Raw genomic sequence first — 17,925 nt, 5'->3', positions numbered from 1 at the left:
CGCGCCGGCACACCGCCCCTCCCTCTTTCTGAGCATCGTCCGCATGTCCGAGTCGTTGCCCGAAGTTGCCGCTCCTGAGGACCCGCCGGCCCCCGCGCCACGTCCGCGTTCGCCGACGGCGCTGGTGGTGCTGGCCACCCTGGCCGTCGGCTACACGCTGTGGGCCGCGCAGAGCGTGATCCTGCCGGTGCTGCTGGCGATGTTCTTCGCACTGGTGGGCAACCCGATCATCCGCGGGCTGCAGAGGCTGCATATCCCGCGGTTTCTGGGCGCCGTGCTGGTGTTGCTGGGCGGGCTGACCGGCAGTGGCGCGCTGGCGGTGCAGCTGGCCGGGCCGGCCAGCGACTGGGTGCAAGAGGCGCCGCAGCAGATGCGGCAGATCTCGCGCCAGGTGCAGGCGCTGGTCAAACCGGTGCAACAGGCCAACCAGGCGGCCGAGAGCTTTGCCCGCGCCGCCGCCGGCGAGGGCAGCCGCAAGGTGCAGGTGATCCGTACCCAGCTCGATGACCCCTACAAGGCGCTGGTGCGCACTCCCAAGCTGGCAGCCTCGGCGCTGGCGGTGGTGCTGCTGACGCTGTTTTTCATGATCTATGGCGACAGCCTGCAACGGCATGTGCTGGCGCTGCTGCCCACCCGCCAACAGAAGCGTTTCACCGCCGACATCCTGCGCTCGATCGAGCGCGAGATCTCGCGCTACGTGCTGACCATCAGCGTGATCAACGTGGTGCTGGGGCTGGCCCTGGCCGGCGCGCTGATGCTGCTGGGCATCGCGCTGCCCGAAGCGCTGCTGTGGGGCACGGTGGCGGCACTGCTGAATTTCGCGCCCTACGTGGGGCCGCTGCTCGGCATCGCGTTGATGCTGCTGATGGGCTTTGTGCAGTTCCGCGATCCACTCACCGCGTTCCTGCCGGCGCTGTGCTACCTGGCCCTGCACACGCTGGAGGGCCAGCTGGTGACGCCGGTGGTGCTCGGCCGCAGCATGGCGATCTCGCCGCTGATGCTGATCCTGGCGTTGATGCTGTTCGGCTGGCTGTGGGGGATGGTCGGGCTGTTGCTGGCGGTGCCGCTGCTGGTCTGCGTGAAACTGGTGCTGACCCGGCTGGACGGCATGCAGGGCTGGGCCAGGCTGCTGGAATAGTGCATCGCAAGCCTGCGCCGATGGCTTGACGTAAAATGACGCGGTGAACTTCCCTGTCCTAGCCATCACCCTCGATCTGGACGACACCCTCTGGCCGTTCGCGCCCATCGGCGCGCGGATCGACCAGGTGCTGCACGACTGGATGCGCGAGCACAGCCCGGCGACGGCCACCCTGTACCCGGTGGAAGCGATGCGCGAACTGCGCGAACGCACCTTCGTCGACAACCCCCATCTGCACCATGACCTGAGCGCGTTGCGGCGGCTGACACTGGCCGAAGCGCTGGACAACAGCGGCGCCAACCCGGCGCTGCTGGAGCCGGCCTACGAGGCCTTCTACGCCGCGCGCAACCAGGTCGAGTTCTATCCCGATGCACTGGCCGCGCTGCACCGTATCGCCACGCGCGTGCCGGTGGCGGCGGTCAGCAATGGCAACGCCGATCTGCAGCGCATCGGCATCGGCGAGCTGTTCGCCTTCCAGCTGGGTTCGCGCGAGTTCGGCGCGGCCAAGCCGGACCCGGGCATCTTCCATGCCGCCTGCGAGCGCCTCGGCGTGGCGCCGGCACAGGTGCTGCACGTCGGCGATCACGCCGAGATGGACGTGGCCGGCGCCATCCGCGCGGGCCTGCGCGGTTGCTGGATCAATCGCGACGCACATACATGGACCCATCCGGAGCTGCAGCCCGATCTGCAGTTCGACACCCTGACCGGACTGGCCGACTGGCTCGATGCCAACGCATCCAGCCACCTGGCCTGAACCGGCGGCCGCCACCAGACGCAGTAGAGGTATTGCATGTCCACGCTCAATGGTTTCACCACGGATTCTTCCCGCGCGCTCCCCCTGTACGTGCTCGACCACAACGGTTTTGCCGCGTGGAACGCGCAGCAGCCGGCCGCCCTGCAGGCCTGGCTGAAGAGCCAGCAGTTCAACGCCGCGCCCGGCTCGGTCGCGCTGCTGCCCGGCACCGACGGCCTGGCCGGTGCGGTGCTGGGCGTGGGTGATCGCGCCGACGCCTACAGCTATGCGCACGCCCCGTTCGCGCTGCCGGCCGGCAGTGTCTGGAAGGTGGCCGGCGAACTTGATGTGGCCAGCGCCAGCAACCTGCAGCTGGGCTGGGGCCTGGGCAGCTACCGCTTCGCCCGCTACCGCAAGCCGGCACGCGCACCGGCGCAACTGCTGGCCTCCCCGTCCAGCGAAGTGGCCGATGTCATCACCGCCTGCCTGCGCGTGCGCGACTGGGTCAATACGCCCACCGAGGACATGGGCCCGCAGCAGCTGGAAGATGCCGCACGTGCGCTGGTGAACGCCCATGGCGGCGAACTGGAAGTGATCGCCGGCGATGAACTGCTGGAACAGAACTTCCCGACCATCCATGCGGTCGGCCGCGCCTCGCACCGTGCACCGCGGCTGATCGCACTGCGCTGGGGCAAGGCCGATGCGCCGCATCTGGCGCTGGTCGGCAAGGGCGTGTGTTTCGACACCGGCGGCCTGGACCTGAAGCCGGCCGATGGCATGCGCAACATGAAAAAGGACATGGGCGGCGCCGCCCACGCGCTGGCGCTGGCCGGGCTGGTGATGGCGCAGGAACTGCCGGTGCGGCTGACCCTGCTGGTCGCCGCGGTGGAGAACGCGGTCGGCCCGGACGCGTTCCGTCCCGGCGAGGTCATCACCACCCGCAAGGGCATCACCGTGGAAATCGACAACACCGATGCCGAGGGCCGGCTGGTGCTGTGCGATGCGCTGGCCTATGCCAGCGAGCAGCAGCCCGAGGCGATCATCGATTTCGCCACGCTCACCGGCGCGGCGCGGATCGCGCTCGGCCCGGACCTGCCGGCGCTGTTCGCCAACGACGACACCCTGGCCCAGCAGTGGCTCGATGCCGGCGACGCCACCCGCGATCCGGTCTGGCGCATGCCGTTGTGGCGCCCGTACCTGCGCTACCTCAACAGCGGTATCGCCGACATGGCCAATGCCGGTTCGCGCATGGCCGGCTCGGTCACCGCTGCGCTGTATCTGGAACGCTTCATCGAAGCCGGCCAGACCTGGGCGCATCTGGACGTGTACGCGTGGAACGACAGCGAGCGCGCGGGCCGTCCGGCCGGGGGCGAAGCGCTGGCGCTGCGCTCGGCCTGGGCGATGCTCAAGACCCGTTACGGCCGCTGAGCATCACCGCTGCGGGCTGATGTCCTGACGGGCGTCAGCCCGCGGTGTGCAACAACGGTCGCAACTGGCGCATCCGTGCCTGGGTGGCCGGCCCGACCAGCGCGAAGGCGGTATTTCCCTCGGCCCAGTACTGCGCCAGCAGGCGCCCATCGCGGCGCTCGCCCTGGCTGAAGCGGTCGCTGCGCGGCCGCAGATACAGGCCGATGCGGGCCCCGTCGGCATCCTGGTAGACCAGCATGGCCGCCGCGCCTTCCGGGGTGGACAGCATGCGTCCGCCCTGCAGCTGGAACCCCTGCGACTGCAGGTCCGGCGCCGCGCCGGCAGCGCCGAAGTTGGCCTGCAGCCAGCCCTGCAGCGGACTGTCACGACCGGCCCCGGACTCCAGCGGCACATCCGTGCCGGCAAACAGACGGTAGGCAGCGACGGCATCGGCCATCGGCAGGCGCTCACCGGCCATGCGCAGCTCGCGCGCCTGCCAGCCCAGCGTGGTGCCAAGACCGAGGGCGAGCACACAACTGGCGACCAGCCCCAACCGCGCGCGTCGTTGCCGCTGCAGCTGGCGGCGGATCTGCGGCGGTGCCAGGGGGGTATCGGCCGGCAATGGCTCCAGACCGGCCCAGGTCGCGCGCAGCGAGGCGGCATCGCGTTTCCAGCCGGCGATGCGCGCGGCCTGCTCCGGGTGGTTTTGCAGCCAGTGCTCCAGGGTGCGGACACGGTCGGCGTCCAGGCGCCCATCCACGTAGGCGTGCAGTGCTTCGTCGTCGGGAGGCAGTGTGTTCATTTCAGTACCCGCAGTGCCGGAGTGGTATCGGCGGTGCCTTCATCCAGCGCGCGCAGCCGGTCGCGCGCCCGCGACAGCCGTGACATCACCGTGCCGATCGGAATGCCCAGCGCCTCGGCCGCTTCGCGATAGCTGAAGCCTTCAACACTGACCAGCATCAGCAACGCCCGCTGTTCGACCGGCAGCCGGGCGAAGGCGGCCAGCTGCGCACGTCCATCGTGTACGCGCTCTGCCGATGGCGAGGTGCCGGCCTGCTGCGGTGCGAACAAGGCCACCACCCGCTGCCAGCGCGCCGCGCGCCGGCGTTCGTCCATGAACTGGCGATAGAGGATGGAGAACAGCCAGGCCTGCAGCGCATCGTCCTCGCGCCGGGTATGCCAGCGTCGCAGTGCGCGCTCGAGCGTGGCCTGCACCAGATCGTCCGCACTGGCCGGATCGGCCGCCAGTGAGCGGGCAAACCGGCGCAGGCGGGGCAACAGCGCGCGCAGGCGTTCGTCGTCGAAGGTATCCATCACAGTCAGGCGGCAGAGTTACAGGTATGACGCTAAGGTCGGAGGATTATTCCCGGACCGGGCAAAACCTTTCCGGAATATTTTTCGCAGTCCGATGGAATAGACAGCGCGCCCGCACGTCCTACCTGTCAACACACCAAGGAAACGCCCATGACTGCCGACTCTCCCCCCCCTGTGAAGCGCCGGCACCGCTGGCTGCCGCTGGCCGGTATCGCGGGCATCGCCGGGCTCGGCGCGGTCGCCTTTGCCTGGTCGGCCGGCTGGATCGGCAGCAGCCAGCGCCTGACTGCGTCCACGTTCATCAACACGATCGAGGCCACCGGCGCGCGGCATCCCGGTTTCCGCCGGGCCCACAGCAAGGGCATCTGTGTGACGGGCACCTTCCAGGGCACGGCCGAGGGCGCTGCGTTGTCCAAAGCCCGGGTGTTCTCGCAGACGGCGGTGCCGGTGCTGGGGCGGATGTCGATCGGCGGCGGCGATCCGCATGGCGCCGATGCCGCGGCCCGCGTGCGCAGCATGGCGCTGCAACTGCGCAGCGACGACGGCCAGGAGTGGCGGATGGCGATGAACAGCTTCCCGTTCTTCGCCGTGCCCTCGGCGGCGGCGTTTCTGGAGCAGACCCGCGCCCAGATCCCGGATCCGGCCACCGGCAAGCCCGACCCGGCCAAGATGGCCGTCTTCCTGGACAAGTACCCGCAGGCGCGGCGATTCCAGGCCTGGGCCAAGTCGGCACCGTGGTCCAGCAGCTGGGCCAACACCGCCTACAACGGCATCCACAGCTTCCGCTTCATCAATGCCGCCGGCGACACCCAGCCGGTGCGCTGGTCGATGCGGCCCCAGGCGCCGTTTGTGGAAATGGACAAAGCCCAGCGCGCGCAGGCTCCGCTGGACTATCTGGCCGAGGAACTGGGCCAGCGCCTGGCCGCCGGCCCGGTGCGCTGGGACATGCAGGTGAGCCTGCCCGAGCCCGGTGATGCGATCGACGATCCCTCCCAACCCTGGCCCGAAAACCGCCAGCAGGTGACCGTGGGCACGCTGACACTGCTGCAGTGGCAGCCGCAGGCCGACGGCGCCTGCCGCGATCTGAACTTCGACCCCCTGATCCTGCCCACCGGCGTGGAAGCGTCCGATGATCCGATCCTGGCGGCGCGCTCGGCGGTGTATGCCAAATCATTCGACCGGCGCGAACGCGAAATCGCCAGCGGCAAAGCCATCCAAGCCACCGGCCAGGGAGTAACCCGATGAGCGGCTCACCCATGAAACCTGATCCTTCGCACTTCAACCTGCTCGCCCGCCTGCTGCACTGGAGCATGGCGGTGCTGATCCTGACGATGCTGTTTGTCGGCGTGATCATGGTCGCCTCGCTGACCTTGCGGCCGGTGCTGATCGACCTGCATCGCCCGCTCGGGATCGCCATCCTGCTGCTGGCACTGGTACGTCTGGGCAACCGTCTGAGCCACCGCGCGCCGCCGCTGCCAGCCGATCTGCCTGCCCTCCAGAAGTTCGCCGCGGTGGCATCGCACTGGGTGCTGTATGCGCTGATGCTGGCGATGCCGCTGATCGGCTGGGCGATGCTGTCGGCCGGCGGCTATCCGGTCGTGATGTTCGGCAGCGTGCATCTGCCGGCGATCGTGCCGCACTCGCCCGGGTTGTATGCGCCGTTGCGGGCAGCGCACGGGCTCCTGGCCTACCTGCTGTTCGCCACGGTGCTGGTGCACCTGTCGGCGGCGCTGTACCACGCCTGGGTGCGCCGCGACGGCGTGTTCCCGGCGATGGCCCGCGGCCCACGCCGCGAGCGTCCGTAACGGCTACAGCCAGCCTTTCTGCCGCGCGAGGCGATACGCCTCGATGCGGTTGGCCACGCCGAGCTTGCCGATGCATTCGGACAGGTAGTTGCGCACCGTGCCGTGCGACAGGCCGAGCTGTTCGGCGATCTCGTTGGCCGAGCGGCCTTCGCCGGCCAGTCGCAACACCTGGCGCTCGCGGTCGTTGAGCGGATCGGCTTCGGACCACGCTTCGACCGCGAGCTGCGGATCGATCGCGCGGCCACCGCGCTGCACCTGGCGCAGGGCCTCGGCCAGCTTCTCGGCCGGAGCATCCTTGAGCAGATAGCCCTGCACGCCGGCATCCAGCGCGCGGCGCAGGAAGCCACTGCGGGCGAAGGTGGTGACGATCACCACCTTCACCGGCAGCCCGTGGCGCTGCACGCGCTGGGCCAGTTCCAGCCCGGTCAGTCCCGGCATCTCGATATCGGTCACCAGTACATCGGGCGTGAGCCGCTGCAGCTCCCGCCAGGCGATCTCGCCATCGGCCGCGGTGCCAATCACTTCGATATCCGTCTCCAGGTTGAGCAGCGCCGACAACGCGCCGCGCACCATCGCCTGGTCCTCGGCCAGCAGGATGCGGATCATGCGCGGACCTCCCCGGCCGCGGCTGCGTCAGGCGGCAACGGTGCAGCATCTGCCAGCGGCAACGACGGCGTCGTGGCGGTGACGGGAATGTGCACCTTCAGCCGTGTTCCCTGCCCCTTGGGCGAATCGATCCGCAGCTCGCCCCCCAGCGCCAGTACCCGCTCACGCATGCCGGCCAGGCCGTTGCCATTGGCCGCCACACCGCCTCGGCCATCATCGACGACCTCCATCCACACCGCCCCGGCCTCGCTGTGGATGGCGATCTGCGCCGCATTGGCCTGGGCATGCCGGGCGATATTGGTGGCCGCTTCGCGCAGGATCATCGACAGCCCCGCCTCGATCCAGGCCGGCATCGGCGGTGGCGGCGAATAGCGCAGATGCACATGCGAGGACTCCAGCAGCAGATGCGCCGAGGCCAGTTCGGCGGCCAGATCGGCGGCGCGGAATCCGGTGACCGCGCTGCGTACCTGCGCCAGCGCATCCCGGGCGATCTGCTCGGCCTCGGCCAGCTCGCGCTGCGATCGCTGCGGGTCACGCTCGAACAGCTTGCGCGACAGCTCCATTTTCAACGTGATCAATGACAGGGTATGGCCGAGCAGGTCATGCAGATCCCGACCGATGCGCTCGCGCTCGGCCGTGGCGGCCAGGCGGCGCACCTCTTCATGCGAGAGCCGCAGCGCGGCGTCCTTCTCGCTGCTGGCGCGCTCCACGTTGACGATGATGCCGATGATGACCGCCAGCACCGGCACCCAGGCAACGGTCTGCCACGGGTAGCCGATCCACGAGGCCAGCGCCACGAACACCACGTTCAACAGCAGCACTTCGATGAGGTAGCGACCGGTGCCGATGGCGCGGTTCGTCCGCAGCATCACGCAGCCGAAAATGAAGTAGTTGATGCCCGAGGGATACCCCCGCAGCAAGGCCAGCGACAACACGATCATCGCCAGCGCGAACAGCGGCGCGATGCGTCGGGATGACAGCAAGGTCAGCGCATACAGCAGCAGGAACAACGGATACGACCACAGGGTGATCAGCGCCCAGCGCACGGTGTAACCGCCGCCGAACATCGGCGTGATGAACACCCACACCGTCCAGAACAGATGGACCGCGTCGATCCACGGCCACTTGCCGAGCCTGAGGTTGTCGGCCACCACCGAATCCGGGGCCGGCGCAAGCCAGGCGGGGAGAAGACGGGACATCAGCGGACGGCTCCGGTTGCAGTGCGGGCCATGATGCCATCAGCCATGACGGCGCAGGCGCCACGCCGCCAGCAGCGTCACCGCGACAGTGAACACCGCCAGCCATGCCACATGCGGCCAGGTGCTGCCCGTATCGAAGCCGAGCGAGGACTGGGCGATCAGGTTCAGGTGATGACTGGGCCAGATCGGCGCCAGCGTGCGCAGCAACGGCGGCAGCATCGACAGCGGGAACCACAGCCCCGACAGCAAGGCCATCGGCAGGTACAGCAGGTTCACCAGCGCCGGCGCGGCATCGCCCTTCACCCGCGTGCCAATCAACAGACCCAACGCGCAGAACGGCAACGCGCCCAGCACACAGGTCACGGTCAGGCGCAGCACCTGGGATGCCGACAACGCCACGCCCGCGACCAGCACCGCCAGCACCTGCAACAGCACCCCGATCATCAGCGCCATCAACATCGCCATCACCATCTTGCCGATGAGGTAGGCGGCCGGTGGCATCGGCAGCGCACGTTTGAGCCTGAGCAGGCCGTTGCCGCGCTCCAGCGCCAGCGATACGCCAAAGCAGAACAGGCCGGGCGCCATCACCCCGAAGGTGGAATAGGTGCCCAGCAGGAAGCGCGGCCCGTCAGCGGAATGCCCCAACCCCAGCACCACCACGAACATCAGGTAGAAGATGGCGGGGAACAGCAGCGAGGGCAGCACGAAGCCGGGGCTGCGCAGGTAGCGCAGGCATTCGGCGCGCGCCTCCTGCAGATAGGCACCGAGCAGGCGCCGGCCGGACATGGCCGGCACGGTACGCGTACCGGCTTGGATCAACGGGGAGGTGTTCATCAGGCCGCCTGTGCGTGGGGGTGGGTGAGATCGTAAAACGCCTCTTCCAGTCCGGCCGGTTTGACCTCCAGCGCGGACAGGTCCGGATCGGCAGCGAGCAGGCGCCGCACCACCGCCTCCACCTGGTCGCAGGCCAGATGCAGGCGGTCGCCCTCGCGCTGTGCCTGGCGCACACCCGGCCAGCGTCCGACCTGCGCGACATCCAACTGCGACTGGCAGCGCACCGCGCGGACCAGCACGCGGGCACGCAGAGCCGCGACGCTGCCGTCGCTGACCACCTGGCCGCGCAGCATCACGCAGATGCGGTCGGCCAGTTGCTCTGCCTCTTCCAGATAGTGGGTGGTCAGCACCACCGCCGTTCCCTCGCCCACCAGGGTGCGCACCGTGGCCCACAGCCGCTGCCGCGCGGGCAGGTCGAGGCCGACGGTGGGCTCATCCAGAAACAGCAGGCGCGGCCGGCCACAGATGGCGACGGCGAACTGCACCCGTCGCTGCTGGCCTCCGGAAAGTCTTCCGTAGCGACGTTGCAGCAGGTCCTCGATACCGACCAGCGCCGCACATTCGTCCACGGCACGCGGCATCGGGTAGTAACTGGCCGACAGCCGCAGCAGTTCCGCCACGGTCAGGGTTTCCGGCAGCTGCGCTTCCTGCAGCATCACCCCGATGTTGCGCCGTGCCGACAGTTGCTGCGGATCGTCACCGAACAAGCGCACCTGCCCGGCATCGGCGCGCAGCAGGCCCAGCAGCAGGCCGATGGTGGTGCTCTTGCCGGCGCCGTTGGGCCCGAGCAGCGCCAGCACCTGGCCCGCATGCAGGTCCAGGTCCACGCCATCCAGCGCCGCCAACGCACCGTAGCGTTTGTACACACCACGCAGGCTGGCCAGCACTTCCTTGCCGTGCTCCATAACGATCATCTCCGGGGGAATGACGACAAGGTAGGCGCGACACGACCGTGGCGGCAGTCACTGCGATCAGGCAAAGCAGGTGACACCCGTCACCTGTGCCGCCGCTGCCGGCTGCCTATGCTTGGCTCCAGCCCTGACCTTCCCGTCGCACCGGTTTGGGGTACCTTCCGTCACATTCCCCGTCACGCGCCGTCTTCTCCCACATGAATGCATCTGCTGAACTGCTGAAGGAACTCCGCATCGACCGCTCCGCGCCGCCGCGCGGCCCCTCGCCATCACGGCGCTGGTGGTGGGTGGTGGCGGGTCTGGCGCTGCTGCTGGCCCTGGCCGCGGGCATGTGGCTGGGGCGCAAGCCGGCACTGACGGTGGACACCGCGCCGGTGCTTGCCATGGCGCAGAACGGCAGCGGCACCGCCTCGGTGCTCGATGCCAGCGGCTACGTGGTGGCACGGCGCATGGCCACCGTCTCGGCCAAGATCACCGGCAAGGTGCGTGAGGTGATGATCGAAGAAGGCATGCGCGTGGAAGAAGGCCAGGTGATGGCCACGCTGGATCCGATCGATGCCAATGCGCAGCGCAGCCTCAGTGCCGCACAGCTGTCAGCCGCACGCAGCCAGATTGGCGGCCTGCAGGCACAGCTGCGCCAGAGCGAGGCCGAGGCCATGCGCCTGCACTCCCTGGTCGGCCAGCAGCTGGTGTCACGCTCGCAGTACGACCAAGCCGTGGCGGCCCGCGACAGCCTGCGTGCGCAGTTGGCCACCGCCCGCCACAACGCCGAGGTGGCGCGCGACGCGCTGGCCATCGCCGACCTGGGCGTGGACAACAACATCGTGCGCGCGCCGTTCTCCGGCGTGGTCACCGCCAAGGCCGCACAGCCCGGCGAAATCGTCTCGCCGTTGTCGGCCGGCGGCGGCTTCACCCGCACCGGCATCGGCACCATCGTCGATATGGATTCGCTGGAAGTGGAAGTGGAAGTGGGCGAGGCCTTCATCGGCCGCGTGCAGCCGAAGATGCCGGTGGAGATCGTGCTCAACGCCTATCCGGACTGGAAGATCCCCGGCGAGGTGATCGCGATCATCCCCACCGCCGACCGCGGCAAGGCCACGGTGAAGGTCCGCGTAGCGTTGAAGGTGAAAGACCCGCGTGTGGTGCCGGAAATGGGCGTGCGGGTGAGCTTCCTGGAGAAGGCCGCGCCGGCTGGAACCGCGGCCCCCAAGGGGGTACGGGTACCGGGCGCGGCCATCGTGCAGCGTGACGGCAAACCGACGGCATTCGTGCTGCAGGCCGACAACACCGTGCGGGCGCAGGCCGTGCAGACCGGCGCCACGCTGGGCAAGGACAAGCAGGTGCTGTCGGGTCTGGGCGTGGGGCAGACGGTGGTGCTCGATCCGCCGGATGCCTTGAAGGATGGCGACAAGGTGGCGCTGGCGGACGCTGACAAGTAAGCGCCCTGCCCGCTGGCCGGGCGTATCCACTGCGGTGCCGGGAATCACGCGCTGATTGTGTTGCAGGTTTTGTGTGAACCGCCTGTGCGCTCCAGCGCGGGGCGGCCCTTGCCGTCGTTCCACGCCGCCGTGCCCTGCACCTGCCAGGTGGCAGGCCCACATTCCTTCCGTCACTGCTGAGGTCTACCCATGAGCCCACTCGTTTCCTTGCGCAACATCACCAAGACCTATCAGCGCGGCCCGGAGAAAGTGCAGGTGCTGCAGGGCATCGATCTGGATATCGCCCTGGGCGACTTCGTCGCGCTGATGGGTCCGTCCGGTTCGGGCAAGACCACGCTGCTCAACCTGATCGGCGGGCTGGATGCGCCCAGCGGCGGCGAGATCAACATCGAAGACCAGCGTATCGACCAGCTCAGCGGCGGCCAGCTCTCCACCTGGCGCAGCCACCACGTCGGCTTCGTGTTCCAGTTCTACAACCTGATGCCCATGCTCACCGCGCAGAAGAACGTGGAATTGCCGTTGCTGCTGACCGGCCTCAACGCCAGCGAACGCAAGCGCCGCGCGCAGATCGCGCTGACCCTGGTCGGCCTGGCCGATCGCCGCGATCATCGCCCCAATGAACTGTCCGGTGGCCAGCAGCAGCGCGTGGCCATCGCCCGCGCCATCGTCTCCGACCCGACCTTCCTGATCTGCGACGAGCCCACCGGCGACCTCGACCGCCAGAGCGCGGAGGAAGTGCTGGGGCTGCTGCAGCTGCTCAACCGCGAACATGGCAAGACCATCATCATGGTCACCCATGACCCCAAGGCCGCCGAGTACGCCACCCACACCGTGCATCTGGACAAGGGCGAGCTGGTCGACGCCCCGGTGCACTGAAGGAGCCCGGTCATGAAAAAACAACACCAACGGTCTTCGTTACGGCGCAGCCGCCCGCACGGTGGCGCACAGGCAGGTACGCCATGAAGTACTTCTCCCTGATCTGGGCGCAGCTGTTCCGCAGCCGTACGCGCACCCTGTTCACGCTGCTGTCCATCGTCACCGCGTTCCTGCTGTTCGGCATGCTCGATTCGGTGCGCGTGGCCTTCGCCAGCGGCGGCAGCAGCGTGGCCGGTGCCAACCGGCTGGTGGTCGCCTCGCGCCTGTCCATCACCCAATCATTGCCGATCCGGCTGGAATCGCAGATCCGCCAGGTGGAAGGCGTCGACGATGTCACCTATGCGATGTGGTTCGGCGGCATCTACCAGGACCAGAGGAACTTCTTCCCCAACTTCTCGGTGGCACCGAACTACTTCGACCTGATGACCGAATTCGACATCCCCAAGGACCAGGTCGAAGCGTTCCGCACCACCCGCACCGGCGCCATCGTCGGAGACTCCCTGGCCAAGCAGTTCGGCTGGAAGATCGGCGACACCATTCCGCTGCAGGCCACGATCTTTCCGCGCGGCGGCAGCAACGACTGGCCGTTGCAGCTGGTCGGCATATTCAAATCCAGGAACACCGCCACCGCGGCCAACGAAGAACGCCAGCTGATGATGAACTGGAAGTACTTCGACGAATCCAACGACTACATCAAAAACCAGGTCAGCTGGTACACGGTGCGGCTGGACAACCCCGACCACGCCTCGCGGGTGGCGCAGGCCATCGATGCGCTCTCGGCCAACTCCGACCATGAGACCAAGAGCCAGACCGAGTCGGCGTTCCAGCAGGCTTTCATCAAGCAGTTCGCCGACATCGGCATGATCGTCACCTCGATCATGGGTGCGGTGTTCTTCACCCTGCTGCTGCTCACCGGCAACACCATGGCGCAAGCGGTGCGCGAGCGCGTTCCGGAGCTGGCGGTGCTCAAGACGCTCGGCTTCAAGGACGGCACCGTGTTGATGCTGGTGATGGTGGAGTCGGTGCTGCTGGTCGGCCTCGGCGGCGCTACCGGTCTGGGACTGGCGGCGCTGGCGCTGCCGGCCATGGCGCCCAAGACCATGGGCCTGCTGCCGCCGGTGGTGCCGGGACAGACCTGGGCGATGGGTGCGCTGCTGATCGTGCTGATCGGGCTGGTGGTGGGCGTGTTGCCGGCGTTGCGCGCCAAGCGCCTGAAGATCGTCGATGCACTGGCCGGGCGCTGAGGAGAACGAGATGAGGAAATTTCTTGCAAATGCGCTGGTCATCGTCCTGCTGGCCATCGGCCTGGGCATCTGGATCGCGCTACCGTGGGTGGGCGTGGCCGGCGTGGCGATCGTGCTCGCAGGGTGGCTGCTGCTCACCCGCAGCGGCCGGCTGGCCCTGGCTGCCACCCGGATCGGCCTGGCCAGCCTGCCGCAGCGCTGGGGCGCCTCCTCGGTGATCGTCATCGGCATTGCCGGCGTGGTCGGCGTGCTGGTGGCGATGCTGGCGATGGGCCAGGGCTTCCAGGCCACACTGCAAGCCACTGGCAATGACACCACCGCCATCGTGCTGCGCGGCGGCTCGCAGGCCGAAACCAACTCGGTCATCACCCGCGAGCAGGTGCCTCTGCTGGAAACCCTGCCCGGTGTCGCGCGCGGCGACAACGGCCGCCCGCTGGTATCGCCGGAGCTGTCGCAGGTGGTCAACGTCATCTCGCGCAGCGACGGTACCGACGTCAACGCGCAGTTCCGCGGTGTCGGCGAACAGGCCTGGGCGGTGCACGACAAGGTACGCATCGTCGAAGGGCGCCAGTTCGGTGCCGGCCTGCGCGAGATCGTGGCCGGTCGCGGCGCGCAGAAGCAGTTCCGCGACCTGGAAGTGGGCCGGACGCTCAACCTCGGCAACCAGACCTGGACGGTGGTGGGCATCTTCGAATCCGGCGATGCACACGAGTCCGAGCTGTGGACCGATGCGCAGACCCTGGCCGCCACCTACAACCGCAGCGCCTGGCAGTCGATCACGGTGCGTACCGAGGGCAGGCAGGGCTTTGCGACCTTCAAGGCCGCGGTGGAGGCCGATCCGCGCCTGAAGCTGGATGTGGAGACCACCGCCGACTACTACCGCAAGCAGGGCGGAAGCCTCAACGGACTGCTCAAGGTGCTGGGTACGGTGATCGGCGCGATCATGGCGGTGGGCGCGGTATTTGGCGCGCTCAACACCATGTATGCCGCGGTGGCCACACGGGCGCGGGAGATCGCCACGCTGCGCGCCATCGGCTTCCGCGGCGTGCCGGTGGTCACCGCGGTGATGCTGGAAACCATGCTGCTGGCGCTGCTTGGCGGCCTGCTGGGCGGGGCGGTGGCGTGGCTGGCGTTCAACAACTTCACTGTCTCCACGCTGGGCAACAACTTCAGCCAGGTGGTGTTCCAGTTCAAGGTCTCACCGCCGCTGCTGTGGAGCGGGCTGAAATGGGCGCTGGGGATCGGTCTGGTCGGTGGCCTGTTCCCGGCGCTGCGCGCGGCGCGCCTGCCTATCACCACCGCCCTGCGCGAGACCTGAGGGCTGCGGGCGGCGACGCGGGAACGGTCGTTGCCCGCGCTTCGGCCGGCGCGTTGACAGCGCCATGGCGGAAACCCTCCCTTCACGCATCTATCCGTTTGGTCCATGATGCGCGCCCGCCTAAGTCCTGGCGGGCAGCGCATCTGTGTGAGCGGATGCTGCGTCCCTCCCCCAACGGTGATGCATCTGTCATGGCGCCCCTCGCGGGCGCTTTTTTTCGTAGTTAGAAAGGAAGTCTGAAAGCGATGTATCTGAAGTCAAAACCGCTGCATACCGCCATTGCCCTCGCATTGGCCAGCAGCTGCACCCCCGTTGCGTTCGCGCAGGATGCCACCGACGCCCCGGTCACCCTGGACCGCATCGAGATCACCGGTTCGCGTATCCGCCAGGCCAATGTCGAGACCGCCCAGCCGGTCATCGCCCTGACCCGCGCCGAAATCGAGAAGAAGGGCTACGTCAACGTCGCCGATATCCTGCAGGACGTCACCGCCGCCGGCGCGCCGGCGCTGAGCCGCGCCTCGGCGCTGTCCTCCGGTCGCGACTACGGCGGCATGTTCGTCAGCCTGCGCAACCTCGGTCCCGAGCGCAGCCTGGTGCTGATCGACGGTCGCCGCATGGGGGTCAGCGCCGGCGGCTACTCCGACGTCGGCTCGATTCCCTCGGCCATTGTTGAACGCGTGGAAGTGCTGACCGACGGCGCCTCGGCGCTGTACGGTTCGGACGCCATCGCCGGCGTGGTCAACGTCATCACCCGCAAGAACTTCGATGGCGGCACCGCCAGCGCCTACGTCGGCCAGTACGGTGAAGGTGATGGCCAGAAGCGCGCCTACAGCGCGACGTTCGGCAAGACCTATGACCGCGGCTGGTTCAGCGTCGGCGCCGAGAGCACCCAGGAAGATCCGGTGCTGGGCGGCGCGCGCGAGTTCACCGCCTATCCCAATGGCCCCTACCACCCCACCGATGGTCTGAACGGCACCACGGCATGGGGCTCGGTCACCGTCGATGGCAAGGTGCTCAGCGTCGGTCCGGGTGGCGATCCGTCGAAGAAGGAGAACTTCAAGCCGGTCGACCGCGCCACCTACGCCAACACCAAGACCAACATGACGCTGCTCTCGGCGCTGGAACGCAAGTCGGCCTTCGCCAACGGCGGCTTCCAGATCACCGACGACCTGCGCGTGGTCGCCGACGTGCTGTACAGCGAGCGCGAGTCGGTCAAGCAGCTGGCCGGCTACCCGTACTCGGTGTCCCAGGCGCAGGCCAACAGCGGCGCGCGTGCGGCCCTGTCCAAGGACAGCGCGTTCAATCTCTGGGGCAAGGATGTGCTGTTTTCGCACCGCACCGAGGAGTTCCCGCGTGCGACCAACAACAGCCTGACCACCAAGCGTGCCAGCGTGGGCCTGGAAGGCAGCTTCGAGACCGGTTCGCACTTCTGGGACTGGAACGTGGGCTACATGTTCAACCGCAACGAGGGCGAGCGCCGCACGCTGCAGAGCATGTACCAGCCGAACGTCAACAACGCGGTCGGCGCCTCCTTCATCGATGCCAATGGCGTGGCCCGCTGCGGCAGCGTCGGCAACGTGATCGAAGGCTGCGTGCCGTGGAACCCGCTGGCGCCGATGGGCAGCAACAGCCCCGGTTCGCTCAGTGGCGACCCGGCCGTGCGCGACTACCTGTTCAAGAGCTTCGTCGACGATATCCGCAGCACCACCAAGGTGTTCAGCGCCAATATCTCCGGTTCGCTGTTCTCGCTGCCGGCCGGTGACGTGATGGCGGCGATGGGCGTGGAACACCGCAGCGAGGAAGCCAGCTACACCCCGGACCTGATGGTGCAGAACGGCCAGATCGCCGGCACCAGCGGCAAGCCGACCGCCGGCGACTACACGCTGGACGAGGTCTACCTGGAGCTGCAGGTCCCGCTGCTGGCGGATCTGCCGTTCGTGCGCGAGCTGTCGATGGACGTGGCCGGTCGCTATTCGGACTACAACAACTTCGGTGGCACCACCAACGGCAAGTTCGGCCTGAAGTGGAAGCCGGTCGACGAGCTGCTGGTACGCGCCACCTACGGCACCGGCTTCCGTGCGCCGACCGTGGACGACCTGTACGGCGGCACCGTGACCACCCGTGACCGCATCACCGATCCGTGCGACCGCGCCTTCGGCGCCGCCGCGCGCAATGCCGAGGTCGCCGCCCGCTGCACCGCGGCCGGCCTGGGCAACGACTTCCGCCAGAAGACCGGTGACGGCGAACTGGCCACCACCTCCGGCGTACAGGCCGTGACCGACTTCACCTCCGGCTCCAACCCGGAGCTGAAGCCGGAAACCGCCAAGACCTGGACCGTGGGCCTGGTCTACAGCCCGGACTTCGTCTCCGGCCTGGACCTGAGCCTGGACTGGTGGAAGATCCGCATCGACAACGTGATCGTTGGCGAGTCGGCCACCGACATCCTCAACCAGTGCTACGTGCAGGGCATCACCTCGGCCTGCGACCGCTTCACCCGCTACACCTCGGGCACCAACAAGGGCCAGGTCAGCGGCATGAACCGTTCGTTGAACAACGCCGGTTACCAGGAAACCGCCGGCTACGACGTGGGCATCCGCTACCGCCTGCCGGAACTGGCGATCGGCCAGGTCTCGCTGCGCTGGAACACCACCTATGTGGACTACCTGGCGCGCAAGAGCGACAACGAAGCCACCACCCCGGTCGACCAGTACACCGGTTGGGGCGGCAACTTCCGCGTGCGTTCGAACCTGACCGCCGACTGGCAGTACGGTGATCTGGGCGTGAGCTGGACCACCCGCTACTACTCCAGCATGAAGGAGAAGTGCTCCTACGATCTGGACGGTGGCCCGGAGTGCAACCTGCCCGACTTCCAGTCGCCGTACACGGACATGCAGCCGAGCAAGCAGGTCGGTTCCAACACCTTCCACGACCTGCAGGTCCGTTATGCGCTGCCGTGGGACGGCACCGTGTCGCTGGGCGTGAACAACGTGTTCGAGCACGCAGGCCCGATCATGTACAGCGGTCCGAACAGCAGCTTCACCTACTACGGTGGCTTCGACATCGGCCGTTTCATCTACATGAAGTACCAGCAGCGCTTCTGA

Annotated in this window: 16 protein-coding genes; 10 read left to right on the top strand and 6 right to left on the bottom strand. The window is 67.9% G+C overall.

Features of this window, described 5'->3' with window-relative positions:
• Positions 1-43: 43 nt before the first annotated feature.
• Genes ARC78_RS04910 through ARC78_RS04900 form a run of 3 tightly spaced genes read left to right on the top strand, consistent with a single transcriptional unit; the run spans position 44 to position 3,299 of the window.
• Positions 44-1,138 (top strand): AI-2E family transporter, encoded by a 1,095-nt coding sequence (locus tag ARC78_RS04910; RefSeq protein WP_057505852.1) that lies wholly within the window; start codon positions 44-46, stop codon positions 1,136-1,138.
• Positions 1,139-1,181: 43 nt separating this feature from the next.
• Positions 1,182-1,892, top strand: a complete 711-nt coding sequence (locus tag ARC78_RS04905) for an HAD family hydrolase (protein ID WP_057505851.1) — start codon at positions 1,182-1,184, stop codon at positions 1,890-1,892.
• Positions 1,893-1,928: 36 nt separating this feature from the next.
• A complete protein-coding gene (locus ARC78_RS04900) occupies positions 1,929-3,299 on the top strand; it encodes a leucyl aminopeptidase family protein (RefSeq protein ID WP_057505850.1) in 1,371 nt (456 codons plus the stop codon).
• A 34-nt stretch (positions 3,300-3,333) separates the two neighbouring features.
• Here the strand turns inward: ARC78_RS04900 and ARC78_RS04895 are convergent, their stop codons facing one another.
• Together ARC78_RS04895 and ARC78_RS04890 are read right to left on the bottom strand one after the other, a co-directional pair.
• Positions 3,334-4,080: an anti-sigma factor family protein gene (locus ARC78_RS04895; protein WP_057505849.1), complete on the bottom strand. Its 747-nt coding sequence runs from the start codon at positions 4,078-4,080 to the stop codon at positions 3,334-3,336.
• Positions 4,077-4,592, bottom strand: a complete 516-nt coding sequence (locus ARC78_RS04890; protein WP_054660978.1) for an RNA polymerase sigma factor — start codon at positions 4,590-4,592, stop codon at positions 4,077-4,079. Before ARC78_RS04890 ends, ARC78_RS04895 begins: the two co-directional genes overlap by 4 nt.
• A gap of 150 nt (positions 4,593-4,742) precedes the next feature.
• Between ARC78_RS04890 and ARC78_RS04885 the strand changes: the two genes are divergently transcribed.
• Together ARC78_RS04885 and ARC78_RS04880 are read left to right on the top strand one after the other, a co-directional pair.
• A complete protein-coding gene (locus ARC78_RS04885) occupies positions 4,743-5,837 on the top strand; it encodes a catalase family peroxidase (protein ID WP_057505848.1) in 1,095 nt (364 codons plus the stop codon).
• 11 nt (positions 5,838-5,848) lie between these two features.
• Positions 5,849-6,397: a cytochrome b gene (locus tag ARC78_RS04880; RefSeq protein ID WP_054659764.1), complete on the top strand. Its 549-nt coding sequence runs from the start codon at positions 5,849-5,851 to the stop codon at positions 6,395-6,397.
• Between the two features lie 3 nt (positions 6,398-6,400).
• Here ARC78_RS04880 and ARC78_RS04875 read toward each other — a convergent pair whose 3' ends face one another.
• Genes ARC78_RS04875 through ARC78_RS04860 form a run of 4 tightly spaced genes read right to left on the bottom strand, consistent with a single transcriptional unit; the run spans position 6,401 to position 9,941 of the window.
• Complete coding sequence (locus tag ARC78_RS04875) at positions 6,401-7,003, bottom strand: response regulator transcription factor (protein ID WP_057505847.1); 603 nt, start codon at positions 7,001-7,003, stop codon at positions 6,401-6,403.
• A complete protein-coding gene (locus ARC78_RS04870; protein ID WP_054659766.1) occupies positions 7,000-8,202 on the bottom strand; it encodes a sensor histidine kinase in 1,203 nt (400 codons plus the stop codon). Before ARC78_RS04870 ends, ARC78_RS04875 begins: the two co-directional genes overlap by 4 nt.
• 39 nt (positions 8,203-8,241) lie before the next feature.
• Positions 8,242-9,036 (bottom strand): ABC transporter permease, encoded by a 795-nt coding sequence (locus ARC78_RS04865; RefSeq protein ID WP_054659768.1) that lies wholly within the window; start codon positions 9,034-9,036, stop codon positions 8,242-8,244.
• A complete protein-coding gene (locus ARC78_RS04860; protein WP_057505846.1) occupies positions 9,036-9,941 on the bottom strand; it encodes an ABC transporter ATP-binding protein in 906 nt (301 codons plus the stop codon). Before ARC78_RS04860 ends, ARC78_RS04865 begins: the two co-directional genes overlap by 1 nt.
• A gap of 203 nt (positions 9,942-10,144) precedes the next feature.
• Here ARC78_RS04860 and ARC78_RS04855 point away from each other — a divergent pair, with 203 nt between their 5' ends.
• From ARC78_RS04855 to ARC78_RS04835, 5 genes are all read left to right on the top strand, one after another.
• On the top strand, positions 10,145-11,386 hold the full coding sequence (locus ARC78_RS04855; RefSeq protein WP_057505845.1) for an efflux RND transporter periplasmic adaptor subunit: 1,242 nt from the start codon (positions 10,145-10,147) through the stop codon (positions 11,384-11,386).
• Positions 11,387-11,575: 189 nt separating this feature from the next.
• Positions 11,576-12,262, top strand: a complete 687-nt coding sequence (locus ARC78_RS04850) for an ABC transporter ATP-binding protein (RefSeq protein WP_054660221.1) — start codon at positions 11,576-11,578, stop codon at positions 12,260-12,262.
• Between the two features lie 83 nt (positions 12,263-12,345).
• Positions 12,346-13,506: an ABC transporter permease gene (locus tag ARC78_RS04845; protein WP_054660219.1), complete on the top strand. Its 1,161-nt coding sequence runs from the start codon at positions 12,346-12,348 to the stop codon at positions 13,504-13,506.
• Positions 13,507-13,516: 10 nt separating this feature from the next.
• Positions 13,517-14,824, top strand: a complete 1,308-nt coding sequence (locus ARC78_RS04840; protein ID WP_096144903.1) for an ABC transporter permease — start codon at positions 13,517-13,519, stop codon at positions 14,822-14,824.
• A gap of 245 nt (positions 14,825-15,069) precedes the next feature.
• Complete coding sequence (locus tag ARC78_RS04835) at positions 15,070-17,925, top strand: TonB-dependent receptor domain-containing protein (RefSeq protein WP_057505843.1); 2,856 nt, start codon at positions 15,070-15,072, stop codon at positions 17,923-17,925.

It is taken from the genome of Stenotrophomonas pictorum JCM 9942 (assembly GCF_001431585.1).
Classification (GTDB): domain Bacteria; phylum Pseudomonadota; class Gammaproteobacteria; order Xanthomonadales; family Xanthomonadaceae; genus Stenotrophomonas; species Stenotrophomonas pictorum.
Note: the sequence above shows the minus strand (reverse complement) of the source record. Positions and strands in the feature narration are given on the sequence as shown.